At 65.9% G+C, this 14,842-nt stretch carries 11 protein-coding genes; 6 read left to right on the top strand and 5 right to left on the bottom strand.

Annotation, left to right across the window (positions count from 1 at the left end; translation table 11 throughout):
• Positions 1–313: 313 nt before the first annotated feature.
• The 3 genes from hpnJ to B9Z01_RS05235 all read left to right on the top strand — a co-directional run bounded on the left by hpnJ (position 314) and on the right by B9Z01_RS05235 (position 4,014).
• On the top strand, positions 314–1,735 hold the full coding sequence (hpnJ, locus tag B9Z01_RS05225; RefSeq protein ID WP_085481203.1) for a hopanoid biosynthesis associated radical SAM protein HpnJ: 1,422 nt from the start codon (positions 314–316) through the stop codon (positions 1,733–1,735).
• Positions 1,732–2,892, top strand: coding sequence for a bacteriohopanetetrol glucosamine biosynthesis glycosyltransferase HpnI (gene hpnI, locus B9Z01_RS05230; RefSeq protein ID WP_085481204.1), 1,161 nt, complete (start codon positions 1,732–1,734; stop codon positions 2,890–2,892). The genes hpnJ and hpnI (B9Z01_RS05230) overlap by 4 nt, the downstream gene beginning before the upstream one ends.
• Before the next feature lie 81 nt (positions 2,893–2,973).
• Positions 2,974–4,014, top strand: a complete 1,041-nt coding sequence (locus B9Z01_RS05235; protein WP_244195962.1) for a flippase-like domain-containing protein — start codon at positions 2,974–2,976, stop codon at positions 4,012–4,014.
• Between the two features lie 44 nt (positions 4,015–4,058).
• Here B9Z01_RS05235 and B9Z01_RS05240 read toward each other — a convergent pair whose 3' ends face one another.
• Entirely contained in the window at positions 4,059–5,462 is a 1,404-nt protein-coding gene (locus tag B9Z01_RS05240; RefSeq protein ID WP_085481205.1) for an ATP-binding protein, read from the bottom strand.
• Entirely contained in the window at positions 5,459–6,118 is a 660-nt protein-coding gene (locus tag B9Z01_RS05245; protein WP_085481206.1) for a response regulator, read from the bottom strand. Before B9Z01_RS05245 ends, B9Z01_RS05240 begins: the two co-directional genes overlap by 4 nt.
• Before the next feature lie 395 nt (positions 6,119–6,513).
• Here B9Z01_RS05245 and B9Z01_RS05250 point away from each other — a divergent pair, with 395 nt between their 5' ends.
• Genes B9Z01_RS05250 through hpnK form a run of 3 tightly spaced genes read left to right on the top strand, consistent with a single transcriptional unit; the run spans position 6,514 to position 9,106 of the window.
• A complete protein-coding gene (locus B9Z01_RS05250) occupies positions 6,514–6,864 on the top strand; it encodes a hypothetical protein (protein WP_085481207.1) in 351 nt (116 codons plus the stop codon).
• Between the two features lie 12 nt (positions 6,865–6,876).
• Positions 6,877–8,205: a bacteriohopanetetrol glucosamine biosynthesis glycosyltransferase HpnI gene (gene hpnI, locus B9Z01_RS05255; protein ID WP_085481208.1), complete on the top strand. Its 1,329-nt coding sequence runs from the start codon at positions 6,877–6,879 to the stop codon at positions 8,203–8,205.
• The gene (hpnK, locus tag B9Z01_RS05260) at positions 8,195–9,106 is read left to right on the top strand and encodes a hopanoid biosynthesis-associated protein HpnK (protein ID WP_085481209.1); all 912 of its coding nucleotides are present in this window, start codon (positions 8,195–8,197) and stop codon (positions 9,104–9,106) included. The genes hpnI (B9Z01_RS05255) and hpnK overlap by 11 nt, the downstream gene beginning before the upstream one ends.
• On the opposite strand, the gene B9Z01_RS05265 is transcribed toward hpnK, so the two are convergent.
• Genes B9Z01_RS05265 through B9Z01_RS05275 form a run of 3 tightly spaced genes read right to left on the bottom strand, consistent with a single transcriptional unit; the run spans position 9,018 to position 14,684 of the window.
• Positions 9,018–12,068, bottom strand: coding sequence for an efflux RND transporter permease subunit (locus B9Z01_RS05265; RefSeq protein ID WP_085481210.1), 3,051 nt, complete (start codon positions 12,066–12,068; stop codon positions 9,018–9,020). The two genes, hpnK and B9Z01_RS05265, sit on opposite strands and share 89 nt — an antisense overlap.
• Positions 12,065–13,225, bottom strand: coding sequence for an efflux RND transporter periplasmic adaptor subunit (locus B9Z01_RS05270; RefSeq protein WP_085481211.1), 1,161 nt, complete (start codon positions 13,223–13,225; stop codon positions 12,065–12,067). The genes B9Z01_RS05265 and B9Z01_RS05270 overlap by 4 nt, the downstream gene beginning before the upstream one ends.
• Positions 13,215–14,684, bottom strand: coding sequence for a TolC family protein (locus B9Z01_RS05275; protein WP_143808835.1), 1,470 nt, complete (start codon positions 14,682–14,684; stop codon positions 13,215–13,217). The genes B9Z01_RS05270 and B9Z01_RS05275 overlap by 11 nt, the downstream gene beginning before the upstream one ends.
• Positions 14,685–14,842: the final 158 nt, after the last annotated feature.

Below are 14,842 nucleotides of genomic sequence, written 5' to 3' on the forward strand. Positions count from 1 at the left end.
GCTCGCGGTCCGTGACGCGCCTTCCTTGCTCTCCCTGCCTTTCTATCCGATTACCATATCAATACGACGAGCATCGGATTACACGAAATCCACTGTCACGATGATGCCGCGCAGCACGGGAACGCAGTATCATGCTTCAGGTTTCCTTCAGCTTTGCTCCGTACTATTTGCGCCATTGCCCGTGGCCTTTCCGGACCGCGGCCGTTGTCATACGCGTGTCACTCGCATGATCCTTGCAACACGCGTGCGGGCAATGGACAGATAGATTCCCGACTGAAAATTGAAAGCGCCGCAGAGGCTTGCTGGAGCATCCATGAAAACCCTGTTCTTGCAGGCGCCGTCGTATGACGGCTTCGATGGTGGCGCGGGTTCGCGCTATCAAGCCAAGCGTGAAGTCCGCTCCTTCTGGTATCCGACGTGGCTCGCGCAGCCGGCCGCGCTCGTTCCCGACAGCCGCGTGCTCGACGCGCCCGCCGACGGCCTCGGCGTCGATGCAACGCTCGACATCGCCACGCAATACGACCTCGTCATCATCCACACGAGCACGCCGTCCTTTCCGACCGACGCGCTCTTTGCCGAAGACCTGAAAAAACGCAAGCCGTCGCTGCTGGTCGGCATGGTCGGCGCGAAGGTCGCGGTCGATCCGCATAACTCGCTGACCGCGAGCGACGCAATCGATTTCGTGTGCCGCGAAGAGTTCGACTTCACCTGCAAGGAGGTTGCCGAGGGCACGCCGTTCGCGCAGATCAAGGGCTTGAGCTATCGCGCGGCCGACGGCTCGATCGAGCACAACGAAGCGCGCCCGATCCTCGAAGACATGGACGAGTTGCCGTTCGTCGCGCCGGTCTACAAGCGCGACCTCAAGATCGACAACTACTTCATCGGCTATCTGAAGCATCCGTACGTGTCGATCTACACGGGCCGCGGCTGCCGCTCGCGCTGCACGTTCTGCCTGTGGCCGCAGACGGTGGGCGGGCACCGCTACCGCACGCGCTCGGTCGAGAACGTGCTGGCCGAAGTGAAGTGGATTCGCGACAACATGCCCGAAGTCAAGGAGATCATGTTCGACGACGACACCTTCACCGACTTCAAGCCGCGCGTCGAGGAAATCGCGCGCGGTCTCGGCAAGCTCGGCGTCACGTGGTCGTGCAACGCGAAGGCGAACGTGCCGTACTCGACGCTGAAGATCATGAAGGAAAACGGCCTGCGCCTGCTGCTCGTCGGCTATGAGTCCGGCGACGACCAGATCCTGCTCAACATCAAGAAGGGTCTGCGCACCGACATCGCGCGGCGCTTCAGCGAAGATTGCCGCAAGCTCGGCATCAAGATTCACGGCACCTTCATTCTCGGCCTGCCCGGTGAGACGCAGGATACGATCCAGAAGACGATCGAGTACGCGAAGGAAATCAATCCGCACACGATCCAGGTGTCGCTCGCCGCGCCGTATCCCGGCACGACGCTGTACAGCCAGGCGGTCGAAAACGGCTGGCTCGAAGAGAACAAGGTCATCAACCTCGTCAGCAAGGAAGGGGTGCAGCTCGCGGCAATCGGCTATCCGCATCTGTCGCGCGAAGAGATCTATCACCAGCTCGAAAACTTCTACAAACGCTTCTATTTCCGGCCGTCGAAGATCTGGGAGATCCTGCGCGAAATGCTGACGAGCTGGGACATGATGAAACGGCGCCTGCGCGAAGGCGTCGAATTCTTCCGCTTCCTGCGCGCGCACGAGGCGTGAGCGCAGCGCATCTCGCCGCCGTCACGTTCGCGTATGCGTGCGCGGCGGCGGCCGTCGTCGGCATCGGTTATACGGTGTTGGCGAGCGCGCTGATCGGGCGCTTCTTCGCAAGGAGCCTCGCCCAACCCGCGAGCTTTCCGCCTGTCACGATCATCAAGCCGCTGCACGGCAACGAATGGGCGCTGCTCGCCAATCTGTCGAGCTTCTGCGAGCAGGACTATCCGGGGCCCGTGCAATTCCTGTTCGGCGTGCACGACTCGGCGGACCCCGCGCTGCAAACCGTCGAAGAATTGCGCCGGCTGCATCCGGACGCGGATATGACCGTGATCGCCGACGCGCGGCTCTACGGTCCGAACCGCAAGATCAGCAACATCCTCAACATGCTGCCGCAGGCGCGTCACGACGTGCTCGTATTCGCCGACAGCGACGTGTGCGTCGGGCCCGACTATCTGCGCAACGTGATCGGCGAATTGCAGCGGCCGGGCGTCGGGCTCGTCACCTGCGCGTATCGCGGCCAGCCCGATCCGGGTTTCTGGCCGCGGCTCTCGGCGATCGCGACCAACTACCAGTTCCTGCCCGGTGTCGTCACGGGGCTCGCGCTCGGGCTGGCGCGGCCATGCTTCGGCCAGACCATTGCGATGCGGCGCGATACCTACGAGCGTATCGGCGGCTTCAAGCCCTTCGCGCGACATCTGGCCGAGGATCACGCGATCGGCGAAGCGGTGCGCGCGGTGGGCGAGGAAGTCGTGATTCCGCCGTTCGCGATTTCGCATGCGTGTGTCGAGTCGAGCGCGACGCAACTGGTCGCGCATGAGCTGCGCTGGAGCCGCACGATCCGCCGCATCGATCCGCTCGGGCATTTCGGCTCGGCGCTCGTGCATCCGTTCACGTTCGCGCTGCTCGCGCTCGCGTTCTCGGGCGGCGCGTGGTGGGCGTGGCCGCTCGTGTTTGCCGCGATGGCCGCGCGGCTCGCGTTGAAACTGCTGTCCGATCGCGCGTTGCGCCGGCCGTGCCGCGATCTGTGGCTGCTGCCGTTATGGGATATCGTGTCGTTTGCGATTTTCGTCGCGAGCTTCCGCTCGTCGCGCGTGATCTGGCGCGGTTTCAGCTTCAAGGTCGACGGCGACGGGCTGCTGTCTGCGGCGCAGGACGAATGACGAATGACGAATGACGAATGAACGGTAGGTTGGGCAGGCAATGATGGATCACATCCCATCCGCATGCGAGGTCAGCGCGTGATGAAGCATTTCGGCCGCGCGGCCGCGCTCGCGGGTTTGCTCGTTTCCCTATGGCTCGTCTGGCGCGAAGATCCCGGCACCGTGCTCGGCGCGTTGCGCGCGGCCGGCGCGGGCCTCGTGCTGGCCGCGCTCGCGCACGTGTTGCCGATGATCGCCAATGCCTGCGACTGGCGCTCGTTGATTCGCGGCGCGAACCGCCCGAGCTTCGGCAAGATGCTGCATCTCGTGTGGGTGCGCGAATCGGTCAACAGCATGCTGCCAGTCGCGCGGGTGGGCGGTGAACTCGTGTCGTTCCGCATGCTCAGACGCTGGGGCGTGCGAGCGTCGAGCGCGGTCGGCAGCATCATCGTCGACATGCAGTTGACGGTAATCAGCCAGTTGCTGTTCACGATGGTCGGCATCGGCTTCCTGTTCGCGCATGCGCAATCCGGCACGCTGCGGCTCGCGGGACAGCTCGCGTGGGGCGTCGTGGTGCTCATGCCGCTGCTGCTGCTGTTCGCGCTCGTGCAGCATGCGAATCCGTTCGAACGCATCACGCGCGTGCTCAATCGCATCACGAGCGGCAAGCTCGCCGCACTCGTCGGCCAGTCGGCGCAGATCGATCAGTCGATCAAGCTGATCTGGCGGCGGCGCGCGGTCGTGCTGCGCTATCTGTTCTTCTGGCAGCCGCTGCAATGCTTCCTGACGTCGCTCGAAATCTGGCTCGCGCTGTATTTTCTCGGCGCGCGCGTGACGCTCGTCGAAGCGATCGTGATCGAATCGCTGATCCAGGCGATCAGCAGCGCGGCGTTCTTCGTGCCGGGCGGCCTCGGCGTACAGGAGGGCGGCTTCATTCTGATCGGCGGCGCGCTGGGTCTCGATCCGGCGACCTGTCTGGCGCTCGCGGCCGCGCGGCGGATTCGCGATCTGCTGATGTTCGTGCCGGGATTGATCGCATGGCAGTTCAGTGAATCGCCGGGGCGCACAGCGGTGCGCGGTGCGGGACTGGCGGAACAGCGCTCGGCCGTCGGCGAGGCGAGCCGGCGCGGTGCCGGGCGCTGATTTTTCCCGCCAAAGAAACCGGTCTCACGCGTGAGCGCACCCTCTCATAGGCGGGAAACGACAGCGGGAAACGACACCCGCACCGCCAGCCCCCGCTCGCCGATGCCCGTGCCAAGATGCAGGCTCGCGCCGAAGTGCTCCGCGATACGCGCGACGATCGACAGGCCGAGCCCGCTGCCGGTCGCCTGATGGCCGGTCGCGCGGAAGAAACGGCTCGTCAGCCGGGCGAGATCGTCCGGCTCGACGCCGGGACCATCGTCGCGCACGGTGACCTGCACGCGATCGCCGGTCTGTTGCACGGCAACTTCGATGTTGCCGTCCGCGCGACCGTACTTGATCGCGTTATCGAGCAGGTTGTCGAGCAGGATGCCGATCAGCACCGGCTCCGCGTAGATCTCGGCGAGCAGGTCGCCGCTCAGCACCACCCTGATGTTTTTCTGCTGTGCGTTGCGCTCGTTCGCAAGCAGCGTGTGCTTCGCGATCGCCGCCGGCTTGAGCGGCTCGGTCGGCAATTTCTCGTGCTCGTCGAGGCGCGCGAGCAGCAACAATTGCTCGGCGAGCCGCGCGCTGCGATCGACGCCCTGCACGACGCGCTCCATCGCGAGCCGCTGCAACGCGATGTCCGGCTCGGCGAGGGCGACCTGTGCCTGTACCTTGATCGCGGCGAGCGGCGTTTTGAGTTCGTGCGCGGCGTCGGCGGTAAACGCGCGTTCGCGTTCTAGCGAATTGTGCAGGCTCGCGAGCATCTGGTTGATCGCGTCGACGAGCGGGCGCACCTCGATCGGCGTGCGGCCGATACCGACTGGCCCCATGCGGTTGATGTCGCGCGAACGGATCGCCGCCGACAGCACCTTCAGCGGCGCGAGACTCCAGCCGATGCTGATCCACACGAGCAGCGCGAGCACCGGCAGCGCGACCAGCGTGGAGCGCGTGATCCGGCTCGCCACGCCGCTCACGAGGTCGCTGCGCGTGTTGGCCGGCTCGAATACGCGCACGCTGTGACCGAGCGCGGTGCCGCGCAGCGTGAACGAGTGATACATCTGGCCGCCGAGCATGATGTTGTGCGCGCCGCTCGCGGGCGGCAGCGGCAGGTCCCACGCATCGAGCGCGTGCAATTGAGGGCTGCCCGCCAATACTTCGCCGTTGGCGGCGCGCACCTGGAAGAGGGCGTCGCGCGGCAGCGTGTCGTCGTCGTCGAGATCGCTTGCGCCGGGTTCGCCGCCTTTTTCCTCTTCACGCACGTCGATGCGCGCATTGGCGAGCGTGGTCAGATTGGCGGGATCGAGCAGCGCGAGAATCTGCGCGAGTTCCGCGAGGCGCGCTTCTTCCCATTCGCCGACTTCGTGCGACGCCTGCCGGTAGCTCGACACGAGCGCGATGCCCCACACGAGCACGATGCTCGCGAGCACGAGCAGCGCGAGGCGCCGGCGAATCGACGAGCCCATCATTCCTTCTCCATCACGTAGCCGATATTGCGCACGGTCTTGATCAAACCGGTGCCGAGCTTCTTGCGCAGATTGGACACGTGCACCTCGATCGCATTGCTTTCGATTTCCTCCTGCCAGCCGTACAGGCTTTCCTCGAGCCGCGAGCGCGACTGCGGGATGCCGAGATTGGTCAGCAGCTGCAGCAGGATCGCCCATTCGCGCGACGTGAGCGGCACGCGCGCCTCATCGACCTGCACGGTTTGCGCGGCCGGATTCACTGTCAGATTCTGGTAACGAATCAGATCGATACTGCGGCCTTGTGCGCGACGCAGCAGCGCACGGCAACGCGCGATCAGCTCGGTGAGGTCGAAGGGCTTGCCGAGGTAGTCGTCGGCGCCCGCTTCGAGACCGCCGACGCGATCGACCACGGTGCCTTTCGCGGTCAGCACGAGCACCGGCACGTCGTTGCCGGCATCGCGCAATCGCTTCAGCAGCTCCATGCCGCTCACGCGGGGCAGACCGAGATCGAGGACGATCAATGCGTAGCGGGTGGTGTCGAGCGCGAGGCTGGCCTTGTGGCCGTCGCGTGCCCAGTCGACCGTGAAGCCGGCCTGGCGCAGGCCTGCTTCGACACCACAGCCGATGAGTTCGTCGTCTTCTACGAGGAGTACACGCATGGGGCGGAAATTCCCTACGATGGTTTCATTGCTTAACGCTCAGCGTTTCGATGCAAGCGTAGCTTTGCGCTCCTGAAGTGCTCCTGAAGCGCTCCCGAAGTTTAACCATGCTGTTCGTTAGCCGCTTCATACCCCGCGATTGCTTAAGGTTTCCTTCAGCTTGAATAGCTACCATCGACGCGCTATAACTGGTCGTCGCAAGATCGTGTTGAGCGAGCGAGGCCATGTTGCTGTCAGATAGTCGAAATCTGGTCGTAAGGACTTCGATGAGTGCGATGAATGCATGGGGCAGGCATTTTTATGCCGATCAATGCCGTCAATGGGCGGCATCGAGTCAGCCCCATCAGCGACGTCGCACATCCCGCCAGGCCGCAAAGCCACGCACGAGACACGTTATGAAGCCAGTCACCGTCGACATGCTGCGAGCCCATCTGCTGGTCGCGTCTCTCACGGCTGTGGGCGCCGATATGCTGCTATGCGTTGCGTTGTCGGTGCTGCCGGTATCCCAGGCTTTTTTTGCTTCCACGTCGTTCCGCCTGTTCGCACTTGCGGTGATTGTCGGCGGCGTGGTGGTTGCGCGCGAATTCGCGCAGGCCGCATTCGAACTCGCCGTGAAACGCAACGGCGCGTTTCTGGCTGGTCCCGGTCTGCGTCCGGTTGCGGTCGTGGCGGATTGTCCTCGGCGTTGGCTCGTCGTGCTTCATCTGCGCCTGACGGGGCAACCGTTCGTGCTGGTCGAGTACTGACGGATACGGACAATGGCGGCGCACGCGTTGACGGCATGCCAATGGATCCTGCTGGCAGGCTGTATCGGTGCAGCGCTGTACACGACCGTCGCCGCCGTGGCGATGCCGTTTTTCAGTACCCGGCGCCGCAAGTCTCCTTATCCATTCGCCTCCCGTAGCGGCGCTTGCGCCAGTTCCCAGTCATTTTCCGCCACTCCCGAATCCACGGCACATGCCGCGGATGCGACGTGCGCCACGCAAACGCAGCATCCGTTCGCGCAGGTTGGCGTGAGCGTACTCAAACCGCTGTGCGGGGCCGAGCCGCGTCTCTACGAAAATCTGCGAACCTTCTGCGAGCAGCGCCACGGGCGTTTTCAACTGGTGCTCGGCGTGTCGTCGCCGCACGATCCCGCCATTGCAGTGGTACGCCGTTTGCAAGCCGCCTATCCGGAGCGCGACATCGAACTCGCGATCGACACACGCGTGCACGGCAGCAATCTGAAAGTCAGCAACCTCATCAACATGGCGGAGCGGGCGCGTTACGACATGATCGTGATCGCCGATAGCGACATCGCCGTCGACGCCGATTATCTCGACAGCGTGGCCGCGCCGCTCGCCGACCCGAGCGTGGGCGTCGTCACCTGCCTTTACGTCGCACGCGGCGTGGGCGGTTTCTGGCCGCGCGTGGGCGCGCTCTTTATCAACGAATGGTTCGCGCCGTCGGTGCGCGTCGCGCATGCGATGGGCTCGCGCCGCTTCGGCTTCGGCGCGACGCTCGCGCTGCGGCGCGCGACGCTCGAGCGCATCGGCGGCTTCGCCGCGCTGAAGGATTGTCTCGCGGACGATTACTGGCTCGCCGAGCACGTGCGCACGCTGGGCCTGCAAACGGTGCTCTCGCGCGTGGTGGTGGCGACCGACGTGATCGAGCCGACCTTCGCCGCGCTCTGGCAGCGCGAGACGCGCTGGCTGCGCACGATACGCTCGGTGAATCCGCTCGGTTTCGTGTCGCTGCTGATTACGTTCCCGACGCCGTGGCTGTTGACCGCCGCATGGCTGACCACGACGTTCGCGACGCACGCATGCGCTCACGCGCCGTTCGCGGTGACGCTCGCCAGCGCGTCGGCCACCGCGGTGTGCGGCGGCGCGCGTCTGCTGCTGCACCTGCGCGCCGCGCGCCGCGAGCGAACTTTCTGGCGCGATCTGCCGCTCGTGCCGCTGCGCGATACGTTGCTCGCGCTGCAATGGCTCGTCAGCGCGTTCGGTTCGCACGTCGTGTGGCGTGGCGCGCGCATGCCGGTCGAAACGCCGGCAGCCGGGCGTCGTGAGCGGCTTCACGTGATGGAGGCCTCGGATGGCGGCTAAGCCACGCGGGCTGATCGTCACCGCTGACGATTTCGGCTTGCATCCGCGCGTGAATTTCGCCGTCGAGCGCGCGTATCGCAACGGCGTGCTGCGCGCCGCGAGCCTGATGGTCGGCGCGCCCGCCGCGCGCGACGCGATCGCGCGCGCCCGTGCGTTGCCGCAATTGCGCGTGGGCCTGCATCTGGTGCTGGCCGACGGCGTCGCGCTCACGCCGCGCGAGGAGATTGCCGCGTTGCTCGACGAGGACGGCCGTTTTGGCAGCAACATGGTGCGCGACGGCGTGCGGTTTTTCTTTCTGCCGCATGTACGCAGGCAACTCGCGCGCGAAATCCGCGCACAGTTCGAGGCGTTTGCCGCGACCGGCCTGACGCTCGATCACGTCAATACGCACAAGCATTTTCATCTGCATCCCACCGTGCTCGGCCTGATCCTCGAGATCGGCCGCGAATATGGCATGAAGGCGATGCGCCTGCCGTTCGAGGCGAATGCGCCTCTGTGGCTGAGGCCGTGGATCGCGCACGTGAAGACGCGTCTTCAGCGCGCGGGAATCGCGCATAACGACTACGTGGTCGGCATCGCGGCGAGCGGGCGCATGGACGAAGCGGCCTGGCTCGCCGCGCTTGCCGATCTGCCGCACGGCGTCGGCGAAATTTACTGTCACCCGGCGCTCGCTGGCGATGCATTGAGCGCCGGCATGCGCGACTACCGCCATGCCGACGAATTGCAGGCGCTGCTGTCGCCGAGGGTGGCCGCCGCGATACGCTCGCTTGGAGCGCCGGTCGGCGGATTTGCTGACGTGCTGGCGCCGCACATCACACCGGCCGCTTCTTCATCAACAGCTTCAGCAACACCGGCAACAGCAACAGCACGAGCGGCAACTGCACGATCAGCCCGGAAATGATCGCGACCGCGAGCGGCTGCTGCATCGCCGAGCCTTGCCCCAGTGCGAACGCGAGCGGCAGCAGCGCGAGGATCGCGGCGATCGTCGTCATCGCGATCGGGCGCAGGCGATTGCGGCCCGCGCTTTGCAGCGCGTCGTCGAACGGCATCTCTTCGCCGTGCACGAGCGCCTGCAACTCCGACACATAGAAGATCGCGACCTCGGTCACGATACCGATGATCATCGTCATGCCCATCATCGCCGAGATGTTCAGCTCGATGCCGGTGATCCACAGGCCGATGAACACCGCGCCCGCCGCGAAGAGCGGCATCGCCAGCACCGCGAGCGCGACGCGCAGGCGCTCGTAGAGAAACAGCAGCAGGCCGAACACGAGCGCGATCGCGGCGCCGAATACGGTCAGGAGACCCTTGAACGCGATCTGCTGTTGCTGATACAGACCGCCGAGTTCGTAGTAGATGCCGGGCGGCAGCAGATTCGTTTCGCCGAGCGCTTTTTGCACCTCGGCGATCGTCGAGCCGAGATCGCGGCCGTCGATACGCGCGGTCACCGCGACCATGCGCTTGAGATTCGAGCGGCTGATTTCGGGCTGGCCCGTGACCGTCACCCGGTCGGCAACGCGGTTCAAGGCAAACAGATGCCCGTCCGGCGCGCGAATCTGTAACTGGCCCAGTTGCGTATCGGTGAGCTCGCGCGCGCCGTTCACGCGCACCCGTACGCCGACCGTTTTCGGCCCGCTCTGGAACTGCGTCGCGACATTGCCTTCGAGCATGTCGGTGACGGCCTGCGCGATCGATTGCGGGTCCATGCCCTCGGCCGCCGCGGCAGCGGGCAGGATGTGCAGTTCGAGCGCGTCGCCGGCGGGGTTGATGCCGTCATTGACGTCCACCACGCCATGAATCTGGCCGATGCGCGCCGCGACCTTGCGCGCGGTGGTCTCGAGGGTGCGGGTGTCGTCGGAAAAGATCTTGATCTGCACCGGTTGCGGCACGGCCGTCAGATCGCCGATCAGGTCTTCCATCAGTTGCGCGAGTTCGATGTTTACACCCGGCACCTGCGTTTCGATCTGCGAGCGGACTTCCTCCATGACCGTTTCGATCGGCTCGCGCTTGCCGGACTTGAGTCGCACGAAGAAGTCGCCCTTGTTCGGTTCGTTCAGATCGCCGCCGAGCCCCGCGCCGGTGCGGCGCGAATAGGTCGCGACGTTCGGATTCGCGCGGATGATCTGCTCGATCTGCTTCATGAGCCGGTCCGTTTCGGTGATCGAGGTGCCCGGCTGCGTGTGATAGTCGAGCACGAAGCCGCCTTCGTCCATGCTCGGCATGAAGCCGCTGCCGACGCGCGTGAACGCGAACGCTGCCACCAGGACGAGCGGCAGCACGCCGAGCAGCACGAGCGGCGGGCGCGCGATCACGCGCGCGACCAGAACCGCATAGCGCCGGTTCAGCCACGCGGCGAGGCGCGTTTCCGCGTGCTCTTCGGCGTCTTCCGGCTTGAGCCAGTGGTCGCACAGAATCGGCACCGCGAGCCATGTGACGAGAAACGAAATGAAGAGGGCGCTTGCCATCGTCACCGAAAGCGCCTTGAAGAACGCGCCCGTCACGCCCGAGAGAAACGCGAGCGGCACGAAGATGATCAAGGTCGCCGCCGACGAGCCCGCGAGCGGCCGCGTGAATTCGAGCGCCGCGGCCATCACGCGGCCATGAAACGCGTGCGCGCCGGCCTCGCGCATGCGTCGCGCGATGTGCTCGATCATCACGATCGCATCGTCGATGACGAGGCCGACCGCGGCGGCCATACCGCCCAGGGTCATGATGTTGAAGCCCATGCCGAACACGTCGAGCAGCAGGATCGTCGCGGCCATCACGACCGGCACCAGCGCGACCGCGATCGCGGTGATCTTCCAGTTGCGCAGGAATACGAACAGCGTCAAAGCCGCGAGCACCACGCCGATCATGATCGCGTCGCGCACGCTCGTGGCCGACGCGATCACGAGTTCGCTCTGGTCGTACCAGTTCGACAGATGCACGCCAGCGGGCATCTGCTGCTCGAACGCGGCGAGCCGCTGGCGGATCGCGCGCGCCATCGCCACGCTGTTCGCGCCGGGCTGCTGATAGATGTTCAACAGCACCGCGTCCTTGCCGTCGGCGGTCACGCGCATCCATTGCGGCACGACGCCCGCGCTCACCGTCGCGACATCGCCGAGACGGATCTGTGTGGCGCCGCTCGCGGACACCACGACGTTGCGCAGTTCGTCGAGTTGCGTGATCGTCGTGTTGGTGACGACGAGGTACAGCTTGTCGTGATCCTCGATGCGGCCGTTCGCCATCAGCACGTTGCTCGCGCCGATCGCCTTCGACACGTCCGCGAGCGACAGCTTGTACGCCGCGAGGCGCGCGGGATCGACCGCGACTTCGAATTCGTCCTGTGCGCCGCCGATCACCTCGACACGCGCCACGCCTTCCACCGACGACAGCAGCGGACGCATCTGGAACTGCGCGAGGTCGTGCAGCGCCGAGAGCGACTGCTGCGTCGACGTGAGGCTGTACGCGAGCACCGGAAACACGGTCGGGTCCATGCGCCGCACCTGCATCGTCGTGCCGGGCGGCAGCGTCGCGAGAATTTCGCTGATCGCCGATTGCGCCTGCAACGTCGCCTGCGCCATGTCGGTGCCCCAGTCGAAGTTCAGCGAGATTTCCGCGGCGCCGCGGCTCGTGGTCGATTCGACGTCGCGCACGTTCGGCACGCGCCGCAGCGCTTCCTCGACCGGCATCGTGACGAGTGTTGCCATCTGCTCGGCGGGGCGGTCGCCCGCGTCGAGCGACACGACCGCGCGCGGAAACGCGACGTTCGGAAACAGCGAGATCGGCAGACGGAACGCGGTCAGTGCGCCCGCGATCGCGAGCAAGGCGATCACGAAGAGGAGCGAGCGGCGATGCGTCTGCATCCATTGGCCGAAGTTCATCGCGGCGTGTCTCCACCGGCGCGCACCGCCATGCCGTCCTGCAACTCGTAGTTACCGCTCACGACCAGCCCGAGCGCGGCGTCGAGCGAACCGTCGACGCCGTAGCGCTCGCCGTTCTCGACCGCGATCGTCACTGCGACGCGGTGTGCCTTCTTTTGCGGCGTGATCTGGAACACGTAGTGGCCCTGGCCGTCCTCGAGCACGGCCGCGCGCGGCACGATCCAGTGCGTGCCGCTGCGTGTCGCGATGTCGGCGGCGACGCGCGTGCCCGGAATGAACGGCGTCTGCGCAAGCGGCACGTTCGCGCCGATATCGACCAGTTGGGATTGCTGATCGACCGCGGCGCCGACCAGCACGACGCGGCCCGCGACGGCGGTTTTCGCGAGCGGAGCGGAGAGGCCGTGCAAGGTCACGGTGTCGCCGGGATGAACCGAGCCTGCATCGGCGGGCTCGATGCCGAGCGTCACGTTCGCGCGGGTATCGTGGGTAGCGTCGAGATGGCCGCTCGCGAGTTGCAGGATCGCCGCGCCGGCGGCCACCTGATCGCCCTGCGCCGCGGACAGTTGCAGCACCACGCCGGCGAACGGCGCCGTGATGGTCTTGTTGCCGCCCGCGATGCCGGTTTGATTCTGCGCGGCGAGCGCCTGCTGCGCGTCGTCGGCGGCTTTGCGCGCGCTCGCGAGTTGCGACTGCGTGGCGAGCCCCTTGTCATAGAGCGACTGCGTGCGCGCGAGTTCGCCTTGCGCGAGCGTCAGCGCGCTCTTTGCCTGGGTGGCGGCCAGCACCGCGGCCGGATCGGCCTGCACGACGAACAGCGGCGTGCCGCGCGCGACGCTCTGGCCGGTCTGCACGCGCATCTGCACGATACGCGCGACGTAGGGCAGGTTGATCGTCGTGAGGCTCGAAGCGGAAGCCGCGACGATGCCGAAGCCGCGCACCGGCTGCGCGATCACGGCACGCTGCACGCGCACGGTCTGGACGGCGACGGACGGTTGCGGCTCGGCGGCGGCGCTATCGGCCGCATGGGCTGCATGAATGGATGCGCACAGCAGCGCGGCCCAGGCGAGCGGCGCGGCAAGAGCCGCAAGGGGTGCGATGGCCGCGATGGTGACGGCGCGCGGCCACGGCCGCAGCGGCGGAAACAGGCTATTTCGCATGAGTGTCGGTGAAAGTCTGAGCGGAGGAAAAGGCGTCGGGAATCGCGCTGCCGAGCAGCGCTTGCAAACCGACGCGTTGTTCGGCGAGCGATTCGCGCAGCGTCGCGACGTCGATGCGTTTGGTGAGCGCGGCGCTTTGCGCGTCCGTGAACGCGCCGAGCGCGAGGTTGTGTTCGGCGTAGGCCGCGGCCGCCTGCTGCGCGGCGTGCTCGACGTCGGGCAGCGCGGACTCGGTCTGCTGCAACTGCCGCGCGAGAATCGTGCTGTCTTCGCGCAGACGCGCGACGTCCGCGTAGGCCTGGTTCAGGCGCATCTGGTATTCGTCGCGCAGGCGCTGGCGGGTGGCTTTTTCGATCGCGACGTTGCCTTGATTGCGGTTGAAGATCGGCAGGCTCAGGTTGATCTGGAAACCGCTCGTGTAGATGTTCGACGTGTCGCTCGCACGCACGAAACCGACCGACAGACTCGGAAACTGGCTCAGAATCGCCGCGCGATATTTCTGCTCCTGCGCTTCATAACCGGCTTGCAGCGCGATCAGGTCGGGGCGGCGTTGTGCGAGGTTGGCGAGCGCTGTGTCGATCGTGTCGTCCGGGGGCGGCGCGTCGTCGCTGCCCGGCTGCGATTGCAACGGCGATGGCAACTGCGCCGGTAACGCCGGCTGCAACTGCAATTGCACGTCGGGCGCGAGCCCGAGCAACGCGTTCAGATCGTGATGCGTTTGCGCGGCGCTGCGTTCGGCGTCGGTGTATTGTTTGCGCGCATCGCTGTAGGCGAGCAGCGCGGTGCTCAGTACGTCGTCGGTCAGATTGCCGTCGCGGCGCGCGGCGGCCATGCGCTCGTAGCGCGTGCGCGCGAGATCGCGTTGCTCGCGCAGCAGCGGCAGCGTGTCCTGCTGGAAGCGCGTCTTGATGAACAACTGCCGCGCCTGCGCGACGACCTGCCACTCCTGCCACAGCAGACCGAGATCGATCTTCGCGGCCGTCGCATCGGCGGACTGTTTGTTCGCGCTGCGCAGCACGATCGCCATCACGTCGATGCTCAGGCCATAATTGAACGCGCGCGTGGCGCCGGCCGCGCCCGGATAATCGCTCGACACGCTCAGTTGCGGATCGGGCAGCAGACCCGCCGAATAAGCCTGCGCGCGGGCGATGCCGAGATCGTCGCGAGCGAGCTTGAGGTCGGGATTATTGGCGACCGCGAGCATCGCGACTTCGTCGATGTCGAGGCCGTCGGCGGGATCGAAGCGATGCGCGGCCAGCTCCGGCAGCGGCATGCTCGACGGATCGATGCGAATGCGTTCGAGCGAACGCGCCGAGGTCGATGTGTCCTGCGGCGCGAGCGGCTCCCGGTGATACGTCGCGCAAGCGCCGAGCAGCAGCGCGCAGAGCGGCACGAGCGCACGCAGCCGCCCCGCTGGGCGGGGGCGCGGCGCTGTCGCTGCCGTGGCGGATGCAGCCACGGGCAGAGCCACCGCGGTGGCATGGAAAACGGGCAAAATCCGGCTCCTGACGAGAATTCGGGCAACCACGAGCGAATGCCGCGAAACGGATGCCGATTCTGCGCAGAAGGCGCTTAAGGCATGCTTAAGTTGATTCTCCGCCCATGAGTCATATGCGG

This window comes from Paraburkholderia susongensis, assembly GCF_900177725.1.
In the GTDB taxonomy this organism is placed as follows: domain Bacteria; phylum Pseudomonadota; class Gammaproteobacteria; order Burkholderiales; family Burkholderiaceae; genus Paraburkholderia; species Paraburkholderia susongensis.

Coding starts and splice junctions, on each gene's coding strand:
- hpnJ (WP_085481203.1), top strand. CDS start 314: ATGAAAACCCTGTTCTTGCAGGCGCCGTCGTATGACGGCTTCGATGGT.
- B9Z01_RS05235 (WP_244195962.1), top strand. CDS start 2,974: ATGAAGCATTTCGGCCGCGCGGCCGCGCTCGCGGGTTTGCTCGTTTCC.
- B9Z01_RS05240 (WP_085481205.1), bottom strand. CDS start 5,462: ATGATGGGCTCGTCGATTCGCCGGCGCCTCGCGCTGCTCGTGCTCGCG.
- B9Z01_RS05245 (WP_085481206.1), bottom strand. CDS start 6,118: ATGCGTGTACTCCTCGTAGAAGACGACGAACTCATCGGCTGTGGTGTC.
- B9Z01_RS05250 (WP_085481207.1), top strand. CDS start 6,514: ATGAAGCCAGTCACCGTCGACATGCTGCGAGCCCATCTGCTGGTCGCG.
- hpnI (WP_085481208.1), top strand. CDS start 6,877: ATGGCGGCGCACGCGTTGACGGCATGCCAATGGATCCTGCTGGCAGGC.
- hpnK (WP_085481209.1), top strand. CDS start 8,195: ATGGCGGCTAAGCCACGCGGGCTGATCGTCACCGCTGACGATTTCGGC.
- B9Z01_RS05265 (WP_085481210.1), bottom strand. CDS start 12,068: ATGAACTTCGGCCAATGGATGCAGACGCATCGCCGCTCGCTCCTCTTC.
- B9Z01_RS05270 (WP_085481211.1), bottom strand. CDS start 13,225: ATGCGAAATAGCCTGTTTCCGCCGCTGCGGCCGTGGCCGCGCGCCGTC.